The following is a 23,400-nucleotide window of genomic DNA, read 5'->3' as shown; positions in this document are numbered from 1 at the left end:
ACTTTAACATAACGAAAAAAGTAGTGAGTACTTTCTCCCGTCGGAGATTTCCTCACTACTAATCTTAGTATGTTTTACTACGAAGCCACGATTCCTCAATTCAAGAGTCATTCGACGATAGCCGTAATTCCCTTTATGCTCAGTAAAAATAGATTGAATTTCAACTTGATAGTTTGATTATTATCCGTTTGATCCAGCTGTTTTAAGTGGTAATAATAGGTCGAACGAGCAAGCTTAACAATCTTTAGAAGAATCTCTAAAGCAAACTCTGTTACTAATCCTCGGACAATTTCCGTTTTTCTTCTTGCTCTTTTTCGTCCCTCAATCGGAGTTCTCTCAACTTTTTTAGAACTGCATTCTCCGCTCTCAAGTACTCATTTTCTGCTTGAAGTCGCTCTAGCTCTGTCATCTCTTTCAGTTTTTTCTTTGGCTTACGTCCCATTTTAGGTATCCTTTCTCTTGTCTTCTCAACAATAGTGTACCCGTTTTTCTTATAGTGTACGAGCCAGTTAGGAAGCGTTCCACGATTTGGGAGAGCATTTTGAGAGAAACTCTATCTTGAGAATAGCCTTTAAATAGGACTTTATCAATCATTTCTTGTTTTAATTCAGGAAAGTAGTAACGATTCTTTCCCTTTTTGGCGATTTCTATTCCGTATCGATCAATCAATTTGATTATGTAGCTAAGATTAGAAATGTTTATCCCAAATTTATTTGAAAGCTGCTCTAAGCTATATCCTTGGTTTCTAAGTTCATAGATTTGAACCTTATCTTCATAAGTCAATTTCATAATAAAAACACCCCAAAAGTTAGATTTTTTCTGTCTAACTTTTGGGGTGCAGTTCAGTCCTTCCTCGCTTTTTCATTTCTGGGCTCAGACCTAAAAAGGTCCACTGGACCTTTTTAGTCCTCTATTTCTACAACATCAGAGAGAAATTCAAGTTCTTGAGGGATATATTCTTCACGATCTTCTTTTTCTAATTCTTCCTTGGATTTGAGGCTTCGTGCAAATTCTGTTCGGAGTTTTTCAAATTCTGCTTTTGGAACAGCCATAATATTGGGTGAGAAACCGGCAGCTGAACTCATGATATTGCCAAACATATCATTGAGATCACTGCGTTTCATGACCTGTTGAGCATTAAAGGCAGCATTGAAAGCCAGGATGGCATTTTCCTGATTGGCTAATACAGGCTCAGATCCATTCAAAAGGGCCCTATTTTGTGGGCTAATAGAATCCAAGATTTCAGCCCAAGTTGCCTTTAGGGCATCCAGACATTGGCGTGATTTCTGCGGATTTTCCATGGTTTCACGCATAATAGTGAGAATCTTTTCACGATCCACCTTATACTGATAAGCAGGTTTGGCTTTTCGAGTTGGTGCTACTTCTCCTTGGACTTTGCCCTCTTTAAGAGCTTTACGTAGGCCTTCTACTTCGCGACGAAGACTATCTAACTCTTCTTGTAAATTTCCTGGAATTTCTTGTGACATCTGACTATGGGTTTCTGACAATTTTATAGTCAGCATCTCCGCATAGATTTTAGGATGTGTTCCAGTTTTAATTTCTGGCAAGGCACTTGTAACCAAGTCAATCAATTGGAAAAGTCGGTCTTGCTCCAGAGAAAGATTCTCTTCAAAAAGGGGACTATGATGACTGTTCTCTCCACCCGCTTTGACAATCAAAAGATCACGAAAATACTCCAAGAGATCAGTCGCAAAACGGCTCATAGACTTACCATTATCAAAGAGGGTTTCGAGATTTGATAAAGCTTGCGTAGTATCTTGATTGCGAACGTTAGCGACGAAACTATCCAAAGCTGTCAAACCAATAGAACCAGTGATTTCTTCAGCTACGGCTTGGCTGACATGATTGTCAGGAGACAGACTCAGTGCTTGGTCTAAGATTGACAAAGCATCACGCATACCACCTTCCGCACGACGAGCAATAATAGTCAAAGCCTCATCATCAAAGGTCAGTCCTTCTTTTTCCAGAATTGAAGCCAAGTGCTCTTTAATAGCTCCCTGCTTGATCGATTTAAACTCAAAGCGTTGAACACGAGAAAGGATAGTTGCTGGAATCTTATGTAATTCGGTGGTCGCTAGGATAAAGACCACATTTTCAGTTGGTTCTTCCAAAGTCTTCAAAAGAGCATTGAAGGCACCTGTCGAAAGCATGTGAACTTCGTCAATAATATAGACCTTGTAAGTCGCACGACTTGGGGCATAGGTCGATTTGTCACGAATTTCACGAATCTCATCAACACCATTATTTGAAGCCGCATCAATCTCAATAACATCTTCGAGACTTCCGTTTGTAATATCGCGACAAATATCACAGTGATTACATGGCTCCCCACCAACTTGATTAGGACAGTTCATAGCCTTGGCAAAGATTTTCGCCGCACTGGTTTTACCGGTACCACGTGGCCCAGAAAAGAGATAGGCATGGCTGATTTTCCCTGACTCTACCGCCTGTCTGAGCGTGGTTGAAATCACTTTTTGACCAATCATTTCGCCAAAGGTCTGACTACGGTATTTACGATATAAGGCTTGATACATTAGTTTACCTCAAACATTCCAAATGTAAGCTCGGTTTTCTCGAGTAGAATTTTGACAAATGCTTCAAGATAATCTTGGTCTACGTCGTTATAGTCTCCTACTTGGTGAGAATCCAGATCGAGAACACCAACTACTTTACCATCTTTAACCATTGGCACAACAATTTCACTTCGAGCAGCGGAATCACAAGCGATGTAATTAGCGTGTTTGGTAACATCTTCGACAATTAAGGTTCTATTTTCTGCTGCAGACTGGCCACAAACACCCTTACCTAGGGCAATTCGAACACAAGAAACATTGCCTTGAAAAGGGCCAAGGATTAACTCATTATTTACATTATCCATCAGGTAGAAGCCTGTAAACACAGAATTTGGCAGAGTTGTATTCAAAAGAGCTGAGGCATTAGAAAAGTTGGCCAAAGCATTGTCTTCATTAGCAAAAAGCGTCTTAGCCTGAGCTAGCATTATTTCATAGGCTAATTTTTTTTCTTCGTTAGTCATAACTACCATTATAGCAAAGATAGGTCCTTAAAACTAAGATTGACCTACCTTTTCTCCTTCCCTTTCATTTAAAAATAATTCAAGATCATGAATGACATTTTCAGGATATTCTGGACTAGAAATCTGATAAAACTCAACAGTCATCCGATTTCTGAACCAGGTTAATTGACGTTTAGCAAATCGACGCGTATTTTGCTTAAGTTTTTCCAAGGCTTTATCCAAGGTCTGACTCCCAGCAAAATAAGGAAACAACTCCTTGTAGCCTATACCACGAGCTGACTGGGCGTCAGGATAATTATCATACAGCCACTTGGCCTCTTCCAAGAGTCCAAGTTCAACCATCTTGTCCACTCGTGTATTGATACGGTCATAAATCAAGGAGCGTTCATCATCTAATCCGATAAGAAAGGGGTCATAAGTCGTCTCAGTATTTTCAAGATTCTCCGAAAAACGATGAAGCTCAAGTGCTCTAGTGGCACGACGTCGGTTAATCTCTTTAATCTCAATACCTAAGCGATCAATCTTTTCAAAAAGTTCCTGATCAGATAATTGCTCTAATTCCGAGCGATAGGCTAAAACCTGCTCCTGATCTACCTGTCCTCCTAGGTGATACCCTTCTAGAAGGCTTTGTAAATAGAGACCTGTCCCTCCTACTATAATAGGCACCTTGCCACGACTAACAATATCAGTAATGGCATCCTCTGCCTCTGTCACAAAATCATAGGCTGAATAGGACTCGTCAACATCGCGAACATCAATCAGATGATGCACTGCTGCTGCCTGCTCTTCAGGAGTAGCCTTGGCGGTTCCTATATTCAATTGTCGGTAAACCTGCTGGCTATCTCCTGAAATAATTTCGCCATTAAAGCGCTGGGCCAATTTAATCCCAAGCGCCGTTTTTCCCACAGCAGTAGGACCAGCTACTACAATAAGTTTGGTTTTCATAATGTTTTCACTTGCTATTCTAGATATTTTTTTAGATAATATAAGCATATTATAACATATACGGAGGATAGTCTCATGGCTAAAAAACATTCATTCGCTAAAGGTGTCGCTACTGGCGTTATCGGAACTGCTGCTACTGTAGCAGGTGCTGTCTTCGCAGTTAAGAAAACCATTATCGAACCAGAAGAAAAGAAATTGGCTTTCATCGAAGAAAACCGTAAAAAAGCAGCTCGCCGTCGTGTAAGCCGCTAATAGTTAGGACCAGGGAAACCTGGTTTTTTTACTGTAATTTTTACTCTTCATCTATGACTAAGAACGGAGCCAAATTTGAAAAGAAAAGAAAAAAATATAATATCATTACCTTCTCTTTGCTAGCTTTCTTCTTTCTATTTGTTTTTTTATCAAAACATTTAAAAGAACCTGTAAAGCTTGCAGCAAAAACGCATCACATCTATCACACCCTCTCATCAAAAAGTAGTTCATATCATAAAAAAGAGAAGACCAAATCTTCAACTACTACTTCAAAAGAAGATGAAAAAAAAGATGCTAAAGACGAAAATAAAGATCAAGCATCTCCTTCTGTTCAAGCACCAAATCAAAAACAAAACAACCAAACACCCCACCAAGATGGAAATCAAGAAAAGTCCAAGCCTGCTGAAGGTGGACGAGGTTGGGGCGGACCAGAAGATGGCTCCTATGCCACAAACGGAGGAGGCGGTGGAGGTCACGATGCAGCCTTCGCCGCAGGTGCTGGTGGAGGAAGCAATCACGCAAGCTCAACCGATCAGAGTAATGAGTGGGTTGACGACGTTGATAACAATCCTTACGAGTACACACAAGCTTCATCAAGTACAGATACAACTGCCAATTCCAATTAATGAGTTAACAGAATACTTAACATCATCTGTATTCTATTTTGAGCCCTAGTTAGGATTAATCCTGACTAGGGTTTTTCTTATAAAAAAACACCTATAGTTCAATAGGCGTCAAATAGATTTAGCTTAAATTTAGGGCAAAGTAGCTTAAAACCTTATCGTTACAAGCCCCAAAAGAACATAATGATAAAAAGATAAAAAAATGTGGACAAAATGCTTTAAAACCGCTTGGTTAAAGACTTAAAAATGTCCCCTGCCGGAATCGAACCAGCAACGACTCCTTAGGAGGGAGTTGTTATATCCATTTAACTAAGAGGACTTATGAAAAAATCTGCCACGAGGACAGATTTTTTATGTGAAATCTGTAAATTATTTACGGATTTCTTTGATACGTGCAGCTTTACCTTGCAAAGCACGCAAGTAGTAAAGTTTAGCACGGCGGACTTTACCGTAGCGTACAACTTCAATCTTTTCAACACGTGGAGTGTGGATTGGGAAAGTACGTTCTACACCGATACCGCTTGAAATTTTACGAACTGTGTACATTTCTGAGATCCCTTGACCTTTGCGTGAAATAACTACACCTTCAAAGATCTGGATACGTTCACGAGTTCCTTCGACAACTTTCGCGTGAACGCGAACTGTGTCACCAGGACGGAATGATGGGATGTCAGTACGAAGTTGACCTTCTGTCAAACTTTGGATCAATGGATTCATTTTTATATACTCCTATCTTACTAATCTTAAGAGCAACCTCTGTGTCTCAGCGGATTAGCCGTTATTTTTGTGTGTCCATTACACACTCTTAGTATCTTATCAAAAAATTATCAGGATGTCTAGTATCTTATTGCATTTCTAGCATTTTTTGTTGTCCATAAATGCTCGTCTTATGATTTATGAGATAAGCAAAAGCCATGACAATCGCGTAAGGGACTGCATTAGCGGGACCAAAGACTTCAACGCCAATGAAAATAGGGGCTAAAAGGGTATTGGTACTGCTACCAAAGACAGACAGATAGCCTAGACCTGCTACAAGTGGAATTGGAAGTCCTAAAACTGGTGCTAGAACAGCACCAAGACTGGCTCCGATAGCAAACAAAGGGGTTACTTCTCCTCCTTGGAAACCAAGAGATAGGGTAAAGACGGTCAAGAGCAATTTCAAGAGCCAATCCAATGGATAAATGGTCCCACCACCAACACTTAAAGCAATCAAATTCGTTCCAAGACCTGTATAGCGTCCCTTCCACAAAATCAAAAGAAGACAGGTTAAGACGACACTTCCTAAGAGAACACGATAATAAGGATTTGGGAGCAGACTTGCTACTTTCTTTTTAGCTAGTGACAAGAGATAAGCAAAGAGATTTCCTGCAATACCAAAGGCCAAACCTAAAAGAGCTAATTTCATAAACGTCTCAAGGTCAATAGTCAAACTTTCGGAGACAAAGTGGCTAAATTTTTCAAGACCTAAGAGATGGCTTGTCGTACTAGCCATAAAAGATGCAATAAGAGTCGGTACCAAGATTGGCAGACTTAACTGTCCTAGGGTCAAGACCTCAAGCGCAAAGAAGGTCGCAGCGATTGGTGTTTGGAAGAGTCCTCCAAAACCAGCGGCCATACCCATGATCAAGAAAATACGTGAAGCATTCGGGAGCTTAAAATAGCGACTAAAAGCATGAGAAACTGTGGCCCCCAGTTGTACAGCAACTCCCTCACGACCTGCAGAACCCCCGAAAAGGTGGGTCAGCCATGTGGTTACAGTCACAAGTGGAATTAACCTTAGGGGGACTTGATCCTCCTCATTATGTCCAACCTTGAAAATCAAGCCCATTCCCTGTGCCGCCTTACCCGCAAACTTTTGGTAAAGGTAAACTATCAAAAGACCTGCTAAAGGAAGTGCCGGGACTAGATAAAAGAGATGGTGGTCACGAAATTCCGAGAGTCCTATCAGCACGCGCCCAAAAACAGCATCAATCAGTCCAACCAGCACCCCTAACAAGATTGCATAAAGACTTAACATTACTAAATGTAAGTAAGAAAGACCTTGACTATCACTTAATTGTTTTACTTTCATTCTAGATACCTACTTTCTTCCAGCTTACTTGCTTGATAAATGCGTGAACGCTTCATAATATCCGCAAAACTTGCGACGATAGCTTCTTTATATTCGGGATTAAGGACACTAGCGCCTACCTTGTCTAACAGGGCCTGCTCTCGTTCGGGATCATAAATCGCCTTTCCGGTGCGTTGTTTATAAGCACTTACTCGAGTTACCAATTTCATACGTTCTTCCAACAAAGCCACAATCTCATTATCAACGGTGTCTATCTGTTGGCGAATCTCATTTAAGTCCATACTGACCTCCTTTTTTCTCTTCATTATAACAAAAATGACCTGAGGACAAAAGAGCCTCAAGCCATTGAATTGCTTATAAAAAGAGTTTTCTTACCTGACTGATATTACTTTCATTAACAACCAGATACAGGGTTGCTCCTGCTTTTAGACGTGTGTCTCCATGAACAACCTCAGACTGGTCTTGAAAAATCTGAGTGGAAATCAAAACGCCATCAGGTAAGGTTAAATCCTTAACCAATCGACCAGCTAGACTCTCTGTAACCGGTAAGTCAATCATCGTCGGTATATTATCAACTTGCTTTGGTTCGTGAGCAATCAGATTGTGAAGCATGGCTTCATAGACAGGTTCTCCTCCAATGAAATCCATGACTAGATAGGCAATCAGGGTCACGACACCAATTGTCATCAATTGGTGAAGGTCACCCACCATCTCAGTCACTAAAATCATAGCAGTTAGCGGTGCCTTAGATACCGCACCGAAATAACCAGCCATACCAAGAATGATAAAAATAGGGAATTGACTGACTTGTAAGAATCCTAGATTTTCAAAAGCTGCCGCAAAAACGCTACCTGAAAGAGCACCTAGAGTCAAAATCGGCAAGAAAATCCCACCAGGAAAACCTGAACCAAAGGACAACATACTCCAAACAAAGCGAATAGCCAAATAGAGGATAGCCACAGCTAGAGCAGGATGTAAACCATTTAGGGCAAGAATCAATTCATTCCCACCACCTAAAAGATGTGGAAAATAGAGACCAATAGGAATGATAAACAGAACTGCCAAGAGGCCATGAAAATGAGATGGCAAGTGGAAGATTTTCCCTAACCCTTGGTAGACCTTACCAATGCGTAAGACAACCCACTCATAACCGTATCCAAGGACACCTAGAAAAATCCCCAAAACAATAAGAATCCAATAATCTTTCAAAGGAAATACGGGTAATTTTTCTGTCATAGCAAGGACCGGTACCTGGCCAAAGATGCGTAGGGAAACAGCATTGGCCACTAAAGATGCCGTTAAAGCTGTCACCCAAACATGACGAGAGAAATGATGATAGACTTCTTCGACGACAAACAAAAGACCAGCAATTGGAGCATTGAAGGCAGCCGATAACCCTGCTGCTGCTCCAGCAGCAATCAAGACACGCTTCTCACGTGCAGAGAGCTTAAGTCCCTTGGCTAATCCCTTAGCAGTCATGGCACCTAGTTGAATACTAGGTCCCTCACGTCCCAACATCAGTCCCATTGAAATCCCAAGGACACCACCTAGGAATTTACGCCATAATACTGACCACCAAGACGGATGTAGGAGTCCCATCAGTTCCCCTTCAACGTGGGGAATCCCTGAGCCCTTGATGTCCTTTTCCTGCTTAATAAGGTAACCAATAAAAAGGGCAATCAAGAGATTAACAAGTACAATTCCCAGAATCAGAAGTGGATTATGAAGGGCGTCTTCGTAAATAGCTACAGAAAATGCGGCTCCTTTGGCAATTAACCAACGAAAAAGACTGACTACTGCTCCTGCTGTCACCCCCACTAAAAGCCCTCGCCAAACGGACCAAAGGAGATGTTGAGATTGCGTCCTAAAATCTCTTTCTATTTCATTCATAAAAACTCCATTTTTGACTACAATAAAAGCAGACTTTACTCTGCTTTTTTCTTATGCTAATGCTTCTGAAACTTTTTCAGCGAAAGCTTCGAGGTTTTCGATATCTTCATCTTCAGCAGAAAGATCAACCTTGACACTGTCTGCTCCTTTAGTCGCCCCTGTGAAGGTAAATTGATTTTCAAATTCATCAACTGAGTGACAGAAATAATCGTAGAAAGTATCTCCTGAACCTACAACACCAAAGATTTTACCTGACAAATCGAGATCAGCCAAATCTTCGTAAAAGTCAACGATTTCATCTGGCAACTCACCATCACCATAAGTGTAAGTCGCTACAATACAGATGTCCGCATCTTCAAAATCAGCGGCATCAACCGTTGTACACTCGTCTACATCTACAGTGTGACCCAATTCTTCCAATTTTTTGGCAACGATATCTGCGATTTCTTCCGTGTTACCGGTCATACTGGCATAAACGATTTTTGCTAAAGCCATAATGTCCTCCAAAATAATAAATTAGCTATATTATATCATATTTCTTCAGAAAATAAATGACCTAATAACTCAAAAAACTGCCCTGATTGACAGTTTTAAATTGACATTAATTCTTCTTTTTAGACTTTTCTTAGGTGAGTGCGGACGCTAGCGACTTCCTTCGGAATTCCATAGCTAAGTTTTGAGCCTAGTGTCTCAAAACTTCCGAGTGCCTAAAGCTTTTAAACTTTAGGCACTTTTCTCACAACGAAAAGTCTTGTCTACAGCTCGTTCTGAAATTATTAAAGGAACTATCTCATTTCATCTACAGAAAATAGTCTATGTTTTGATAGCCAAGTCACTTGTTAGAGGAAACTAAAACTGCCCATCAGGACAGTTTTAGATTTTGTAAAAGTTCAAAATGTCGGTAGACTAGCCATAAGCCAACACCAACTAACAGAATGATAATCACTGCTCTCATGAGACCTCTAAGAAAAGTCAAGAGCCAAGTGAGAAGCATAGAGGTGATTAGCCAACTCCATCCAGAAGCACTGTAAAGAGTTTGAATACTCTCTATGGAATGACTAGTCAGCGTTTTTACCCAAGTGGGAATATAAATCCAAATGCCATCACCTGATAAGCCCAAACGATTGGCAATCATGGTTCCTGTTGTTTGCAACCAAGTAAAGACCCCAGCATTGAAAAGAAAAAGGAAGGTTTGCATGGGGTAACGTCTAGCAAGGCGTTTCAAATAGCGCATGACAGCCCCTCCTTAATTAGCATAAAGAGCATGGACCGTATCAATATCCACCTGTTGAATCCCGTAATAAGATCCAGCGGATTGCATAACGGATGTCTTAGAGTCATCATGATCTAAGCCAATAGCATGTCCCAATTCGTGTTCAGCCGTATTAACGATACGCTTGTGAGTATAACCAAAATCACTATTCAAGAGGAAGTAACGATTTAACTTTACATCCACATGAGTGATGCGATTGGTCAAAACATTGGTTTGACTATCTGCTAAACCTGCTGCCTGTGAATTCGCATCGGAATAGTCTGTCGCAACAATGTCAGCCGTTGAGGCATCATCAGTTAAAGTAAAGATGAAAGCACCCGTGTTATTCCAGTTGGTGATAGCTTCCTTATAGGCGGCTACCAAGGTTTCGTCTGTAGATTGTATATATATGCTAGCTGTATTTTGCGCCCATCTAGCTCCGTTAGACTCTGGAATAGTATCTGTCGTTGATAGGTTAGAGACAACTTTCTCAACGTCACTAGTACTGGTACCACTAAACCCTAGCTCTACTTGATGAAAGGCTTGGTTAATATTTGTGGCTAAGGTACTTGAAGAGTTATTGGCATAGTAGACGAGTCCATACCCAATGAGGGCTAGCACTAGGGCAAGTTTAAATATAGCCCAAATAAGATTCCAAATAAATTGTAAAAGAAGTTTAGGAATATAGAAGATTACTCTGAATAATTTTTTCATTATTGAGCCTCCTTTTCGAAACTTCCCTTAGTATATCAAGCTCTAATAGTTCTGACAAGTAAAAAATATCAATTTAAGCTTTTATCATCTCTTTGATAAGATGTTACAAACTTGACCTATTAAGACAAACGTTCTTCTTTAACGTAATCAATAGGTAACCATTCTAAGTAGGCTTCTAGTTGTTTTTCCCAATAATACCATTCATGTCTTCCATGGTCCGTGCGGTAGTCAATGTCCAAACCAAGAGCTTTCAAATCAGCTACTGCTTTGTTTTGAGAGTCAAAAAGGAAATCCTCAAGACCACACCAGGCAAAGAATTTGGTTTTCTTGTCATGTTGTTTGGCTAGATTGACCAGTTTATGCTGCACAATGTCTTTTCCTTCTAAATCTCCAAAGACACCTTGCCAGTATTCCTTAGACTCACTCGTTTCATCAGTAATCATCTCCACTGATAATCCAAGGGCACCAGAGAAGGAACCCGCACAAGCAAAGTTATTTGTCGTTAAGGCGAGTTTGAAAGACCCATAGCCGCCCATAGAAAGTCCAGCGATAAAAGTCTTTTCACGCTTCTTAGTCATACTTGGGAAGAAACGTTGCATGACTTGAGGAAGCTCCTTTGCAATGGCATCGTAATACTTAACACCGTATTTGGTATTTGTATACCATCCATTTTCAGAGTTAGGCATAATAACGATAAGATTAGTCTTACGAAGGAGACGCTGAATATTGGTACGAAAGGCCCAAGAATTATGATTGCCCCCCATGCCATGAAGGAGATAGAGAACCGGAATGTCCGTATCACTTTCCGTTTCAGCAATCTGGTCGCGGTCTGGATAAATGACATCTACTTGACGGTACTGTCCTAGAACATCTGAAGAGTATTCAATTTGAAAAAAAGCCATTGTATTTTCCTTTCTAAATGTCAGAAAAGCTGGGGTATCCCAGCTTCTGCTTTAAGAAGAAAATCTTGTTGAGATTTACCTCTATTTCGATGAATGCAAGCAAGACGCTCACACCCTTATTGTAACATCAATGATTAACGTACTTCCATGACTACCGGAAGAATCGCTGGGCGACGTTTAGTTTGGTCAAAGAGGAACTTAGCTACATCGTCTCGGACAGCCCCTTTAAGTTCACCCCAATCGAAGCTGTCTCCTGCCAAGTAATTTTCAACGGTAGCATTGACAATGTCAGCAGCCTCACGTAGAATGTCACGGCTCTTCTTAACATAGACGAACCCACGTGTATTCACACGCGCTTTAGAGACAATCTTACGTTCCTTCTTGTTCACAGTGATAGCTACGATAAAGATACCATCTTCAGACAAGACCTTGCGGTCACGAAGGACGATATTACCCACATCACCAATGGCATTACCGTCGATCATCACATCACCAGCTGGAACAGCTCCTTCATGAAGGAAACCTTGATCTTCAGACAAATGCATGATATCACCGCGTTTAACGATATAAATATTTTCTGGAAGAATACCAACTTCCAAGGCTAACTCTGCATGGGCTTGAAGGTCACGGTACTCACCTTGGACAGGGAAGAGATACTGTGGACGAAGGAGATTAATCATCAATTGAAGTTCACGAGCATTGGCATGTCCAGATACACGAAGGCTCTGCGTAATCATCTTAACAGTTCCACCAGCCTTATAGATAGCGTTGTTGACACGTGCCACTACAGCTTCTTTAGCAATGCTTGGAGTTGTTACGATATAAACCAGATCTCCATCCTTAATTTGAACGTAACGGTGACGACCAACAGCCATCTTTTGGAGACCATCGATTGGTTCACCCATACGACCATTTTCAAGGATAATCAACTCGTGGTCTTCAAACTTGTTCATGTCTTTTGGTTTGACAATAAGTTTTTCATGCTCCACAGTCAATTTTTTGAGACGAATGGCTGTGCGGACAATATTTTCAACGTCAAAACCAGTAAGAACAACGCGACGTCCATGATCAGCAGCTGAATCGAAGACTTGTTGAATACGTACCAAGTTTGAGGCAACTGCAGCAACAATAACACGTCCTTCTGCATCGGCAATGACTTGGTCAATTTCTTGACCAACTTCTGCTTCCGAAGCTGTTTGTTCAGTACTTGTCGCATTTGCTGAGTCTGACAAGAGGGCCAAAACACCTTCGCGTCCGATTTCAGCCAAACGACCTAAATCAGTTTTGTAGTAAGGACGGGCAGCTTGGTCAAATTTGAAGTCACCAGTATAGACAATATTACCTTGGTCAGTTCCAAGAACAATCCCCATTGATTCTGGAATAGAGTGCGTTGTTTTGAAGAATGAAACTTCAGCATTCTCAAATTCAATTTCAGTTTCTGCGTCAATAACATGGAAATTATTGAATTTCTTAACGCCAGCATTCTTCACAAAAAGCTTAGCCAACTCAATTGTGAGTGATGATCCAAAAACTGGTGCTTTGACTTCTTGTAAGATATAAGGTAGGGCACCAATGGCATCGGCATGTCCATGCGTCAAGAAAATCCCTTCGATACGATCTCTATTTTCAATCAAGTAATCTAAGTTAGGAATGACAAAGTCAACACCTAGTTGTTCATTTTCAGGATACTTTAGACCAGCATCCAAGATAAAGATAGAGTCGTTAATCTCAACAATATAGAGGTTCTTAGCATTTTCACGTACTCCACCTAGGGCAATAATTTTAATATCGCTCATGCTTGTTTTTCTCCTTTTTAGTTTGACTCTCTTCTAGAGCCTATTTTTACAGACGGTCCAAGAAGCTGAACGTTCGTGCGAACAGTCTCCTTGTCGATTTACAGGCCACAACAAAAAGTTGCATACTCTTTAAGTATACAACTTTTTAGCTTATTTTACAATTTAGAGTCAGACGAGAGTTACTCAAACATAGCGTAGTAGTCTGTGATATCCAATTGACCTTTTTCTTCCTTGGTAAGGTCTTTAATGATTTGACCATCCTTCATAACGATAAGACGATTTCCGTATTTAAGGGCATCTTCCATATGGTGAGTAATCATCAAGGCTGTCAAGTGGTCACCCGTCACAAACTCATCGGTCAACTCCATGAGAGCCACACTTGTCTTAGGATCCAAGGCTGCGGTGTGTTCGTCTAAGAGCAAGAGCTCAGGACGTTTAAGTGTCGCCATCAAAAGACTGAGTGCCTGACGCTGACCCCCTGAGAGGAGACCTGCTGGTGTATCTAAGTGTTTTTCTAAACCATTACTGATACGTTCAATCAGACCTTGAAATTCCTCTGTGTAGAGATGAATTTGGCGTGATTTAAGACCTCGTTTTTCGCCACGGTATTTGGCAATCAAAAGATTTTCTGCAACCGTCATACGAGGAGCTGTTCCCATTTTAGGATCTTGGAAGACCCGTGAGAGGTACTTGGCACGTTTCTCAGCAGGCAGAGCCGTAACATCCTCACCCATGATAAAAATATGACCACTGGTCAACATGAGGGTCCCTGCAATGACATTGAAGAGGGTTGATTTTCCGGCACCATTTCCACCAAGAATGGTAATAAAATCACCTTCTCTAATGGTAAGATTGACATGGTCCAGGATGGTTTTTTCGGTATCAAAACCATTATTAACCTTAACAGTCGCATCTTTAAGTTCTACAATAGCTGTCATCGTGATAAGGTCACCCCCTTAAAGAATTTTCGGCGTAGGACAGGCGAGATCAAGCAAATAGCCAGAACGATCGCACTAAAGAGTTTGAGGTAGTTCGTGTTAAAGCCAAGAGCGATAACTGCTGTCAAAAGGAACTGATAGAGGATTGAACCAATACAGATGGCAATCAAACGTTCCAACAGAGTCAAGTTAGTCGCATAGAGGACCTCACCAATGATGATGCTGGCAAGACCAATGACGATAACACCAATACCTTTAGAAACATCGGCATAACCGTCCTGTTGGCTAATCAAGGCTCCTGAGAGGGCAATGATACCGTTTGAGATAACAAGACCCATCACTTCCATATTGTCTGTGTTGATACCAAAAGATTTAGCCATGTCTCTATTATCACCTGTGGCAATATATGCTTGACCTAGGCGCGTGTTAAGAAAGGCAATCAAGGCAGTGATAACAATGGTTACAGCAATGAGACCAACAATCAAGAGGTTGTAGTCCTTGCTGAAAGGAAGTAAATCTTGAATAGTCTTAATATCAAGAAGTCCTAGGTTGGCCCTTCCCATAATCATAAGCATGACTGAGTTAAGAGAAGTCATGACCAAAATCCCTGCCAAAATAGTAGGAATTTCTCCCTTAGTATAGAGGAGACCAGTCACAAGTCCAGCACCACAGCCGGCCAAAACAGCAACCAAGGTTGCTAAAATTGGGTTCCAACCAAAGTTCATAAGAGTTACTGCTACTGCCCCACCTAAGGGGAAGGAACCTTCTGTCGTTAAATCAGGAAAATCCAAGATACGGAAAGTCATGTAAATCCCAAGACCTAAGATTCCGTATAGAAGACCCTGATAAATAGATGAAATAATCATAAGTCCTCCTTATTTATCAGCTTTAACAGCAATGTCTGACTGCTTAAGCACATCGTCAGGGATGGTGATGTTGAGGTCTTGAGCAACTTTAAGGTTGAGCGTTGGAGTACCATCATCAATAACATCAACTGGAACATCCTTAACTTTCTTACCTTTAAGAACCTTAACAGCACTACGAGCTGTGGCTTTTCCAAGTTCATACTGGCTTTGAGCTACAGAGGCCAAACCGCCTTCTTTCACCATAGTATCAACTGTCGTATAAACTGGAATCTTAGCTTGGTTGGCTGATGAGATTACTGTTGAAAAGGCTGAAGCAATAGTATTATCTTGAGGCGTCCAGATGGCATCTACTTTACCAGTCATGACTGACATGGTTGTATTGATTTCATTGGTTGACGGTACGGCGTACTCGACCACATTTAGGCCATCTTTTTCAGCGAATTTCTTAAAGCTCTCAACCTGTGATTTGGAATTATCCTCGCTTGAAGCGTAGAGAATACCAATTGTCTTAGCATTTGGTGTCAATGATTTGACCAATTCCACTGTCTGCTTAATCGGCACTTGGTTAGAGGTACCAGTGACATTGCCTTCTGGATGCTTGAGGTCCTTAACCAATTTGGCCCCAACAGGGTCTGAGATAGCTCCCATAATGACTGGAATGTCCTTGGTAGCTGCCGCTAGTCCTTGTGCTGCTGGCGTTGCAATACCGATAACGACATCATTCTTGTCATTGACCAATTGTTTAGACATGGTTTGAATTTTAGACTGGTCTCCTTCGGCATTTAGGAGGGTGATTTTAACCTTATCTCCCTTATAACCAGCTTCCTTAAGACCATCCTCAATTCCCTTCTCGATTTGATCCAGGGCATCGTGAGTCACGAACTGGAGGATTCCTACTTTGACGACCTTATTAGCATCTTGGTGCTCTTTTTTGAAAAGATCTGTACCAATAGAACCGATCGTCAAGATAGCTAAGAAAACCAAAGTCCAAATTAAACGCTTGTTTTTCATATGTGTCTCCTTCTATAAATTCTTCCTTTCTATTGTAAGTCATTTTCAGTCAATTAGCAATATTCTTAATTTATAAAAATTACCTTGCTCAAAGAAAAAGAATCAGAACACGATGTCTGATTCTTTTTCCTATTATTACTGATATTGTGCCAAATCTAGCTTCATGATATAAAAGTAAAGGTCGCCATATTGTCCTTTGTAGCCAATATCATGTCCGTTTATGGTCACCTTAGTGACTGGCGTTGAATCCGGTAAGGCAATCCAACAAGCTTGCTGTGCTCTGACAAATTCATTGTAATCTTCAAAAGAAGTGTGTTTTTCTTGCTTTGCAGTATTTAAATAAGTTACTTCAATCATCGAGGGACCTCCTTTTAATCCTTTAATTAAAGTCTAGATTACGCTTCCTAGTGAGTAAAGTCAATCATGACGACTTAAAAAAATTAGCAGGCTAGCCCATACAAATAGACCCCATGGCAAATGCCATGAGGTCTATTTTAATTGGAATCTGGATTCTTAATGTCCTATACGACCGTTAAATCATTTTAACGTTTGCGTCGTTTTCCGCCATAGAGTCCAAATCCAGCTAGAAGACTTGCCAAACCAAAGATTGCAAGGTTTGAATCCTCACTACCAGTTTCTGGAAGTTGAGCTGTCTTATCACTTGGATTGATAAAGTGAGCTTCTTCTTTTGTTTCTGGAAGTACTGGAGCCTTAGGCTCTTCTGTTTGTGGAGCTGGCTGTGGCTCTGGTGTCGGAGTTGTATCCGGCACTGGTGTTGGAGTCACAATTTGTTTGTAGATGTGTTGAGTATTACCATTTTCATCTACAATTGTCTTCACAAATTCATAACCTGGGATTTCTTTCTTAGGTTGTTGGCCATCTTCTGTTGGATAACCAGGGATTGGCGTACCATTTTCATCAACGTATGACGTCGTTACTTGCTCGTAGACATGTTCGATATCACCATTAGGTAATTTCTTAGTTTCTACGAAGCGGTAACCTGGAATTTCAGCTTTTGGCTGTTCACCATCAACTGTAGGATATCCTGGGATTTCCTTACCTTCTTTATCAACAAACTTAGTGATTGGAAGAACAGTTGGTGTGTAAGTTGCGGAAGCTTTTGTTCCGTTCACATCTTCACGAACTACTGTCACTGTTGGTGCAGTACCGGTAAATTCAGGTTCTGGTGTGAAGGTTACTGTTCCGTCTGCTGCCACTGTGTAAGTTCCTACACCTGCAACAGTCTTAGTTGTTGAGCCATCTTCAAAGGTAGCTGGTACTTGGTTATTCATTGGTACACGGCTATCGCCCTCAGTGAAGCTTGGCTTACCTGTTTGCGTTTGACCCTTATTACCAATTGAAGTAACTGATTCTGCAGTTGGTGTAACTGGAGTTACGGTTGGTGTATAGGTAGCTGTAATGGCTGTACCATTCTTATCAACACGTTTCACGGTCACACCTGTACCTGTTCCGGTGAATGCTTTTTCTGGGACGAAGGTTACAGTTCCATCTGGAGCAACTGTGTAAGTTCCTTCACCTGGAATAACTTTAGTTGTTGAGCCGTCTTCAAAGGTAGCAGGCACATCATCATCCATTGGGACACTTGGGTTACCAGGCGTGAAGCTTGGTTTACCTGTTTGCGTTTGACCTTGGATATCTGTAGATGTTGCTGGTTCCGCTGTTGGAGTAACTGGAGTTACTGTTGGCGTGTAGGTTGCAGAGGCTTTTGTTCCATTCACATCTTCACGAACCACTGTTACTGCTGGTGCAGTTCCGACAAATGATTTCTCTGGTACGAAAGTTACTGTTCCGTCTGGGGCTACAGTATAAGTACCAACGCCTTCAACTGTCTTCGTAGTTGAACCATCGTCAAATGTTGCTGGAACATCGTCATTCATTGGTACACGGCTGTCACCTTCGGTGAATACAGGTTTACCAGTTTGTGTAGCACCTTGGATATCTGTTGATGTTGTTGGTTCAGCAGTTGGAGTAACTGGAGTTACTGTTGGCGTGTAGGTTGCTGAAGCCTTAGTTCCGTTAACATCTTCACGGACAACTGTTACAGCTGATGCAGTTCCTACGAATGATTTTTCTGGTACGAAGGTAACTGTTCCATCTGCTGCTACTGTGTATGTACCAACACCATCAACAGTCTTAGTCGTTGAACCGTCGGAGAAGGTTGCTGGAACGTCATTGTTCATTGGTACACGGCTGTCGCCTTCTGTAAATACTGGCTTACCAGTTTGTGTAGCACCTTGAATATCTGTTGATGTTGTTGGAGTTGCAGTCGGTGTGACTGGTGTAACAGTTGGTGTGTACTTAGCTGTGATTTCAGTACCATTCTTATCAACACGTTTCACGGTTACGCCTGTAGCAGTTCCAGTAAATGATTTTTCTGGTACGAAAGTTACTGTACCATCTGGAGCAACTGTGTAAGTTCCTTCACCATCTACTGTCTTCGTAGTTGATCCATCTTCAAAGGTCGCTGGTGTATCTTCATCAATTGGAACATTTGGATCACCTTCAGTGAAGGTTGGTTTACCAGATTGTGTAGCACCTTGGATATCTGTTGATGTAGCATCTTCAGAAGTTGGAACGACTGGAGTAATCTTAGGTGTGTAAGTTGTTTCTACAGTTGTTCCATTAGTATCCGCAGCTTGAACTTTCACTGGAACAACATCACCTGAATAAGATTTGTCTGTTGGTGTGAAGGTTACAACACCTGTCTCTTTATCAACGGTGAAGGTACCAACAATATCGCCCGCTGGTGATTTCGCAAACACTGCCGCTGCTGGTTGGCCATTTTCATCAAGAAGTGTAATGGTATCCTTATCGATTGGTGCAACTGGGTCACCTTCGGTGAAGGTCACAGTTCCAGTTTGAACCACACCTTGAGGTGCTTCTGATTCAGCTGGAGTTGCTGTTGGAGTTACTGGAGTCACAGTTGGTGTGTAAGTCGCAGAAGCTTTGGTTCCGTTCTTGTCTTCACGAACAACTGTTACTGCTGGTGCAGTTCCAACAAATGATTTCTCTGGAACAAAAGTTACAGTTCCGTCTGCTGCTACTGTGTAAGTACCAACTTCATCAACTGTCTTGGTAGTTGAACCATCTTCAAATGTTGCTGGAACATCGTCATTCATTGGTACACGACTGTCACCTTCAGTAAATTCAGGCTTACCTGTTTGGGTTTGACCTTGTTTACCTGTTGATGTTGTTGGTTCAGCAGTTGGTGTAACTGGGGTTACTGTTGGTGTATATTTTGCTGTAACTGGAGTACCGTTCTTATCAACACGCTTAACCGTTACGCCTGTACCTTCTCCTGTAAATGATTTTTCTGGTACGAAGGTTACAGTTCCGTTCGGAGCGACTGTGTAAGTTCCTTCTCCTGGAATTGTCTTCGTAGTTGAGCCATCTTCAAAGGTTGCTGGTACATCATCATCCATTGGGATTGCAGGGTTACCAGGTGTAAAGCTTGGTGTACCAGATTGTGTTTGACCTTGGATATCTGTTGATGTAGCATCTTCAGAAGTTGGAACGACTGGAGTAATCTTAGGTGTGTAAGTTGTTTCTACTGTTGTACCATTAGTATCCGTAGCTTGAACTTTCACTGGAACAACATCACCTGAATAAGATTTATCCGTTGGGGTGAAGGTCACAACACCTGTTTCTTTATCAACGGTGAAGGTACCAATCACGTCACCTGCTGGTGATTTCGCTTCTACTGATGCTGCTGGCTGACCAGTTTCATCAAGAAGAGTAATAGTATCCTTATCAATTGGTGCAACTGGGTCACCTTCAGTGAAGGTTACTGTTCCAGTTTGAACCAAACCTTGAGGTCCCGTAGATTCAGCTGGTGTTGCTGTTGGAGTTACTGGAGTCACAGTTGGAGTGTACTTAGCAGTAACTGGAGTACCGTTCTTATCGACACGTTTAACCGTTACGCCTGTTCCTGTGCCTGTGAATGATTTTTCTGGAACAAAGGTTACGGTTCCGTCTGGAGCAACTGTGTAAGTTCCTTCACCAGGAACGGTCTTCGTAGTTGAGCCATCTTCAAATGTTGCAGGTGTATCATCATCCATTGGAACATTTGGATTACCTGGTGTGAAGGTTGGTGTACCTGTTTGCGTTTGACCTTGTTTGTCAGTAGATGTTGTATCTTCTGCAGTTGGTGTAACTGGTGTTACGGTTGGTGTATAAGTTGCAGAAGCTTTTGTTCCGTTCTTATCTTCACGAACCACTGTTACAGCTGGTGCAGTTCCTACGAATGATTTTTCTGGAACAAAGGTTACGGTTCCGTCTGCTGCTACTGTGTAAGTACCAACACCGTCTACAGTCTTAGTCGTTGAGCCATCGTCAAATGTTGCTGGAACATCATCGTTCATTGGCACACGGCTATCGCCTTCTGTAAATACTGGCTTACCAGTTTGTGTAGCACCTTGGATATCTGTAGTTTCAACTGGTGTTGCAGTTGGAGTTACTGGAGTTACTGTTGGTGTGTACTTCGCTGTGATTTCAGTACCGTTCTTATCCACGCGTTTCACTGTTACGCCTGTAGCAGTTCCAGTGAATGATTTTTCAGGAACGAAGGTTACTGTTCCATCTGCTGCTACTGTGTAAGTTCCTTCACCATCGACAGTCTTCGTAGTTGAGCCATCTTCGAAGGTAGCTGGAGTATCTTCATCGATTGGAACATTTGGGTTTCCTTCGGTGAAGGTTGGTTTACCTGTTTGAGTGGCACCTTGGATATCTGTCGATGTTGCATCTTCAGAAGTTGGGACAACTGGAGTGATCTTCGGTGTGTAAGTTGTTTCTACTGTTGTACCATTTGTATCAGCTGCTTGAACCTTAACTGGGACAACATCACCTGAGTAAGATTTATCTGTTGGTGTGAAGGTCACAACACCTGTTTCTTTATCAACGGTGAAGGTACCAATTACATCACCTGCTGGTGATTTCGCTTCTACTGATGCTGCTGGCTGACCATTTTCATCAAGAAGGGTAATTGAATCCTTGTTAATTGGTGCGACTTCATCACCTTCAGTAAAGGTAACTGTTCCAGTTTGAACAAGACCTTGAGGGCCAGTTGATTCTGCTGGTGTAGCAGTTGGAGTTACTGGAGTCACAGTTGGGGTGTAAGTTGCAGAAGCTTTGGTTCCGTTCTTATCTTCACGAACAACCGTTACGGCCGGCGCTTTACCTGTGAATGATTTTTCAGGAACAAAGGTTACTGTTCCGTCAGCTGCTACTGTGTATGTACCAACTCCATCAACAGTCTTGGTAGTTGAACCATCTTCAAATGTTGCTGGAACATCGTCATTCATTGGTACACGACTATCACCTTCAGTAAATTCAGGCTTACCTGTTTGGGTTTGACCTTGTTTACCTGTTGTTTCAATTGGTGTCGCTGTCGGTGTTACAGGAGTTACTGTTGGTGTGTACTTAGCTGTGATTTCAGTTCCGTTCTTATCCACACGTTTCACTGTTACACCTGAAGCAGTTCCAGTAAATGATTTTTCTGGGACGAAAGTTACTGTACCATCTGGAGAAACGGTGTAAGTTCCTTCACCATCTACTGTCTTCGTAGTTGATCCATCTTCAAAGGTCGCTGGTGTATCTTCATCAATTGGAACATTTGGATCACCTTCAGTAAAGGTTGGTTTACCTGTTTGAGTGGCACCTTGGATATCTGTCGATGTTGCAGGTTCAGCAGTTGGGACAACTGGAGTGATCTTAGGTGTGTAAGTTGTTTCTACTGTTGTACCATTTGTATCAGCTGCTTGAACCTTAACTGGAACCACATCACCTGAGTAAGATTTATCAGTTGGTGTGAAGGTTACAACACCTGTTTCTTTATCAACTGTGAAAGTACCAATTTCTTTACCTTCTGGTGATTTAGCAACTACAGATTCTGCTGGCTGACCATTTTCATCAAGGAGAGTAATGGTATCCTTATCAATTGGTGCAACTGGGTCACCTTCAGTAAAGGTAACTGTTCCAGTTTGAACCAAACCTTGAGGTCCCGTAGATTCAGCTGGTGTTGCTGTTGGAGTTACTGGAGTCACAGTTGGTGTGTAAGTCGCAGAAGCTTTGGTTCCGTTCTTATCTTCACGAACCACTGTCACTGCTGGTGCTGTTCCAGTAAATGATTTCTCTGGAACAAAAGTTACAGTTCCGTCTGCTGCTACTGTGTATGTACCAACGCCATCAACTGTCTTGGTAGTTGAACCATCGTCGAAAGTAGCTGGAACGTCATCGTTCATTGGCACACGGCTGTCGCCTTCAGTAAATTCAGGCTTACCTGTTTGAGTTTGACCTTGTTTACCTGTTGATGTTGTATCTTCTGCTGTTGGTGTAACTGGTGTTACTGTTGGGGTGTAAGTCGCAGAGGCTTTGGTTCCGTTCTTGTCTTCACGAACAACCGTTACAGCCGGTGCAGTTCCGACAAATGATTTCTCAGGAACAAATGTCACCGTACCGTCGGCTGCTACTGTGTAAGTACCAACGCCGTCAACTGTCTTAGTCGTTGAACCATCGTCAAATGTCGCTGGAACATCTTCATTGATAGCTACTGTTTTCTCAACGCCATCTACTGTTACAGTTCCGCCCTTAAATTCAGGTTTACCAGTTTGCGTTGCACCTTGGATATCTTCTGTTTCAGCTGGTGTTGCTGTCGGTGTTACCGGTACGATTTCAGGCGTGTAAGTTGTGTCCACCTTGATACCGTTTGAGCTTTCAGCTTGAACCTTGGCCGGTGTTACTACACCTGTGTATGATTTATCAGTCGGTGTGAAAGTGACTTGACCAGTAGCTGAATCGATAGAGTAAGTACCAATTTCAGTTGTACCATCTGCGGCATAAGCTGGTGTACTTGTCACTTCATTGCCATCATTATCCAAAAGCGTGTAGCTATTATCTTTGATCGTAATAGCTTTATCTTCACCATTCACTTGAACAGTTGTTCCTGCAAAGGTTGGTGTACCGGTTTGAGTCGCACCTTGGATATCTTTTGAAGTTGCAGGGTTTGCAGTTGGAACTGCTGGCACAACAGTTGGTGTGTAGGTCGCATCTGAAGTAATGGTTGCAGT

General features: G+C 41.8%; 19 protein-coding genes, 1 tRNA gene and 1 pseudogene. 2 read left to right on the top strand and 19 right to left on the bottom strand.

Going from position 1 to position 23,400, the window contains the following annotated elements; translation table 11 throughout:
* Nucleotides 1-24: 24 nt before the first annotated feature.
* The 4 genes and pseudogenes from H7U01_RS09780 to miaA all read right to left on the bottom strand — a co-directional run.
* A pseudogene (locus H7U01_RS09780) lies at nucleotides 25-789 on the bottom strand (IS3 family transposase); the annotation flags it as partial.
* A 113-nt stretch (nucleotides 790-902) separates the two neighbouring features.
* Nucleotides 903-2,555 (bottom strand): DNA polymerase III subunit gamma/tau, encoded by a 1,653-nt coding sequence (gene dnaX, locus H7U01_RS09775; protein ID WP_064524632.1) that lies wholly within the window; start codon nucleotides 2,553-2,555, stop codon nucleotides 903-905.
* A complete protein-coding gene (locus H7U01_RS09770) occupies nucleotides 2,555-3,055 on the bottom strand; it encodes a GAF domain-containing protein (protein ID WP_290438492.1) in 501 nt (166 codons plus the stop codon). The genes dnaX and H7U01_RS09770 overlap by 1 nt, the downstream gene beginning before the upstream one ends.
* Before the next feature lie 33 nt (nucleotides 3,056-3,088).
* A complete protein-coding gene (gene miaA / locus H7U01_RS09765) occupies nucleotides 3,089-4,000 on the bottom strand; it encodes a tRNA (adenosine(37)-N6)-dimethylallyltransferase MiaA (protein WP_064524629.1) in 912 nt (303 codons plus the stop codon).
* Between the two features lie 75 nt (nucleotides 4,001-4,075).
* On the opposite strand from miaA, the gene H7U01_RS09760 reads away from it, so the two are divergent.
* The gene (locus H7U01_RS09760; RefSeq protein ID WP_002883513.1) at nucleotides 4,076-4,252 is read left to right on the top strand and encodes a DUF3042 family protein; all 177 of its coding nucleotides are present in this window, start codon (nucleotides 4,076-4,078) and stop codon (nucleotides 4,250-4,252) included.
* A gap of 53 nt (nucleotides 4,253-4,305) precedes the next feature.
* Entirely contained in the window at nucleotides 4,306-4,878 is a 573-nt protein-coding gene (locus tag H7U01_RS09755; RefSeq protein ID WP_201041510.1) for a hypothetical protein, read from the top strand.
* A 244-nt stretch (nucleotides 4,879-5,122) separates the two neighbouring features.
* On the opposite strand, the gene H7U01_RS09750 is transcribed toward H7U01_RS09755, so the two are convergent.
* The 15 genes from H7U01_RS09750 to H7U01_RS09680 form a co-directional block, all read right to left on the bottom strand.
* Nucleotides 5,123-5,194 (bottom strand) — tRNA-Arg (locus H7U01_RS09750).
* 50 nt (nucleotides 5,195-5,244) lie between these two features.
* A complete protein-coding gene (gene rplS, locus H7U01_RS09745) occupies nucleotides 5,245-5,592 on the bottom strand; it encodes a 50S ribosomal protein L19 (RefSeq protein WP_002883489.1) in 348 nt (115 codons plus the stop codon).
* A gap of 127 nt (nucleotides 5,593-5,719) precedes the next feature.
* The gene (locus H7U01_RS09740) at nucleotides 5,720-6,946 is read right to left on the bottom strand and encodes a voltage-gated chloride channel family protein (RefSeq protein ID WP_049553836.1); all 1,227 of its coding nucleotides are present in this window, start codon (nucleotides 6,944-6,946) and stop codon (nucleotides 5,720-5,722) included.
* The gene (locus H7U01_RS09735) at nucleotides 6,943-7,227 is read right to left on the bottom strand and encodes a chorismate mutase (RefSeq protein WP_049553837.1); all 285 of its coding nucleotides are present in this window, start codon (nucleotides 7,225-7,227) and stop codon (nucleotides 6,943-6,945) included. The genes H7U01_RS09740 and H7U01_RS09735 overlap by 4 nt, the downstream gene beginning before the upstream one ends.
* A gap of 73 nt (nucleotides 7,228-7,300) precedes the next feature.
* The gene (locus H7U01_RS09730; RefSeq protein WP_201041509.1) at nucleotides 7,301-8,836 is read right to left on the bottom strand and encodes a ClC family H(+)/Cl(-) exchange transporter; all 1,536 of its coding nucleotides are present in this window, start codon (nucleotides 8,834-8,836) and stop codon (nucleotides 7,301-7,303) included.
* A 51-nt stretch (nucleotides 8,837-8,887) separates the two neighbouring features.
* Nucleotides 8,888-9,331 (bottom strand): flavodoxin, encoded by a 444-nt coding sequence (locus tag H7U01_RS09725; RefSeq protein WP_002883520.1) that lies wholly within the window; start codon nucleotides 9,329-9,331, stop codon nucleotides 8,888-8,890.
* 367 nt (nucleotides 9,332-9,698) lie between these two features.
* A complete protein-coding gene (locus tag H7U01_RS09720; RefSeq protein ID WP_037600183.1) occupies nucleotides 9,699-10,070 on the bottom strand; it encodes a hypothetical protein in 372 nt (123 codons plus the stop codon).
* A 12-nt stretch (nucleotides 10,071-10,082) separates the two neighbouring features.
* Nucleotides 10,083-10,802 carry a matrixin family metalloprotease gene (locus H7U01_RS09715; protein ID WP_002890801.1) on the bottom strand — a complete coding sequence of 240 codons (720 nt, stop codon included), beginning with the start codon at nucleotides 10,800-10,802 and terminating at the stop codon, nucleotides 10,083-10,085.
* Between the two features lie 119 nt (nucleotides 10,803-10,921).
* Nucleotides 10,922-11,704 (bottom strand): alpha/beta hydrolase, encoded by a 783-nt coding sequence (locus H7U01_RS09710; RefSeq protein ID WP_060971930.1) that lies wholly within the window; start codon nucleotides 11,702-11,704, stop codon nucleotides 10,922-10,924.
* A 134-nt stretch (nucleotides 11,705-11,838) separates the two neighbouring features.
* Entirely contained in the window at nucleotides 11,839-13,500 is a 1,662-nt protein-coding gene (locus H7U01_RS09705; RefSeq protein ID WP_060971931.1) for a ribonuclease J, read from the bottom strand.
* A gap of 179 nt (nucleotides 13,501-13,679) precedes the next feature.
* A complete protein-coding gene (locus H7U01_RS09700) occupies nucleotides 13,680-14,438 on the bottom strand; it encodes an ABC transporter ATP-binding protein (RefSeq protein WP_037600160.1) in 759 nt (252 codons plus the stop codon).
* Nucleotides 14,435-15,304 carry an ABC transporter permease gene (locus tag H7U01_RS09695; protein WP_002883493.1) on the bottom strand — a complete coding sequence of 290 codons (870 nt, stop codon included), beginning with the start codon at nucleotides 15,302-15,304 and terminating at the stop codon, nucleotides 14,435-14,437. The genes H7U01_RS09700 and H7U01_RS09695 overlap by 4 nt, the downstream gene beginning before the upstream one ends.
* Before the next feature lie 9 nt (nucleotides 15,305-15,313).
* Complete coding sequence (gene trpX, locus H7U01_RS09690; RefSeq protein ID WP_060971932.1) at nucleotides 15,314-16,315, bottom strand: tryptophan ABC transporter substrate-binding protein; 1,002 nt, start codon at nucleotides 16,313-16,315, stop codon at nucleotides 15,314-15,316.
* 135 nt (nucleotides 16,316-16,450) lie between these two features.
* Nucleotides 16,451-16,672: a DUF4649 family protein gene (locus H7U01_RS09685; protein WP_002890796.1), complete on the bottom strand. Its 222-nt coding sequence runs from the start codon at nucleotides 16,670-16,672 to the stop codon at nucleotides 16,451-16,453.
* Between the two features lie 185 nt (nucleotides 16,673-16,857).
* The coding region (locus H7U01_RS09680) for an LPXTG cell wall anchor domain-containing protein (RefSeq protein WP_201041508.1) at nucleotides 16,858-23,400 on the bottom strand (6,543 nt) is incomplete at its 5' end.

Origin of the sequence: Streptococcus sp. 21.1, assembly GCF_016648635.1 — a bacterium.
In the GTDB taxonomy this organism is placed as follows: Bacteria; Bacillota; Bacilli; order Lactobacillales; family Streptococcaceae; genus Streptococcus.
This window is presented reverse-complemented; position numbering and strand designations above follow the sequence as displayed.

Bases quoted from the DNA above. Each gene is read 5' to 3' on its own strand.
- trpX (WP_060971932.1), bottom strand. From the start codon at position 16,315: ATGAAAAACAAGCGTTTAATTTGGACTTTGGTTTTCTTAGCTATCTTG.
- miaA (WP_064524629.1), bottom strand. From the start codon at position 4,000: ATGAAAACCAAACTTATTGTAGTAGCTGGTCCTACTGCTGTGGGAAAA.
- rplS (WP_002883489.1), bottom strand. From the start codon at position 5,592: ATGAATCCATTGATCCAAAGTTTGACAGAAGGTCAACTTCGTACTGAC.
- H7U01_RS09735 (WP_049553837.1), bottom strand. From the start codon at position 7,227: ATGGACTTAAATGAGATTCGCCAACAGATAGACACCGTTGATAATGAG.
- H7U01_RS09695 (WP_002883493.1), bottom strand. From the start codon at position 15,304: ATGATTATTTCATCTATTTATCAGGGTCTTCTATACGGAATCTTAGGT.
- H7U01_RS09720 (WP_037600183.1), bottom strand. From the start codon at position 10,070: ATGCGCTATTTGAAACGCCTTGCTAGACGTTACCCCATGCAAACCTTC.
- dnaX (WP_064524632.1), bottom strand. From the start codon at position 2,555: ATGTATCAAGCCTTATATCGTAAATACCGTAGTCAGACCTTTGGCGAA.
- H7U01_RS09685 (WP_002890796.1), bottom strand. From the start codon at position 16,672: ATGATTGAAGTAACTTATTTAAATACTGCAAAGCAAGAAAAACACACT.
- H7U01_RS09705 (WP_060971931.1), bottom strand. From the start codon at position 13,500: ATGAGCGATATTAAAATTATTGCCCTAGGTGGAGTACGTGAAAATGCT.
- H7U01_RS09715 (WP_002890801.1), bottom strand. From the start codon at position 10,802: ATGAAAAAATTATTCAGAGTAATCTTCTATATTCCTAAACTTCTTTTA.
- H7U01_RS09730 (WP_201041509.1), bottom strand. From the start codon at position 8,836: ATGAATGAAATAGAAAGAGATTTTAGGACGCAATCTCAACATCTCCTT.
- H7U01_RS09725 (WP_002883520.1), bottom strand. From the start codon at position 9,331: ATGGCTTTAGCAAAAATCGTTTATGCCAGTATGACCGGTAACACGGAA.
- H7U01_RS09770 (WP_290438492.1), bottom strand. From the start codon at position 3,055: ATGACTAACGAAGAAAAAAAATTAGCCTATGAAATAATGCTAGCTCAG.
- H7U01_RS09760 (WP_002883513.1), top strand. From the start codon at position 4,076: ATGGCTAAAAAACATTCATTCGCTAAAGGTGTCGCTACTGGCGTTATC.
- H7U01_RS09700 (WP_037600160.1), bottom strand. From the start codon at position 14,438: ATGACAGCTATTGTAGAACTTAAAGATGCGACTGTTAAGGTTAATAAT.
- H7U01_RS09755 (WP_201041510.1), top strand. From the start codon at position 4,306: ATGACTAAGAACGGAGCCAAATTTGAAAAGAAAAGAAAAAAATATAAT.
- H7U01_RS09740 (WP_049553836.1), bottom strand. From the start codon at position 6,946: ATGAAAGTAAAACAATTAAGTGATAGTCAAGGTCTTTCTTACTTACAT.
- H7U01_RS09710 (WP_060971930.1), bottom strand. From the start codon at position 11,704: ATGGCTTTTTTTCAAATTGAATACTCTTCAGATGTTCTAGGACAGTAC.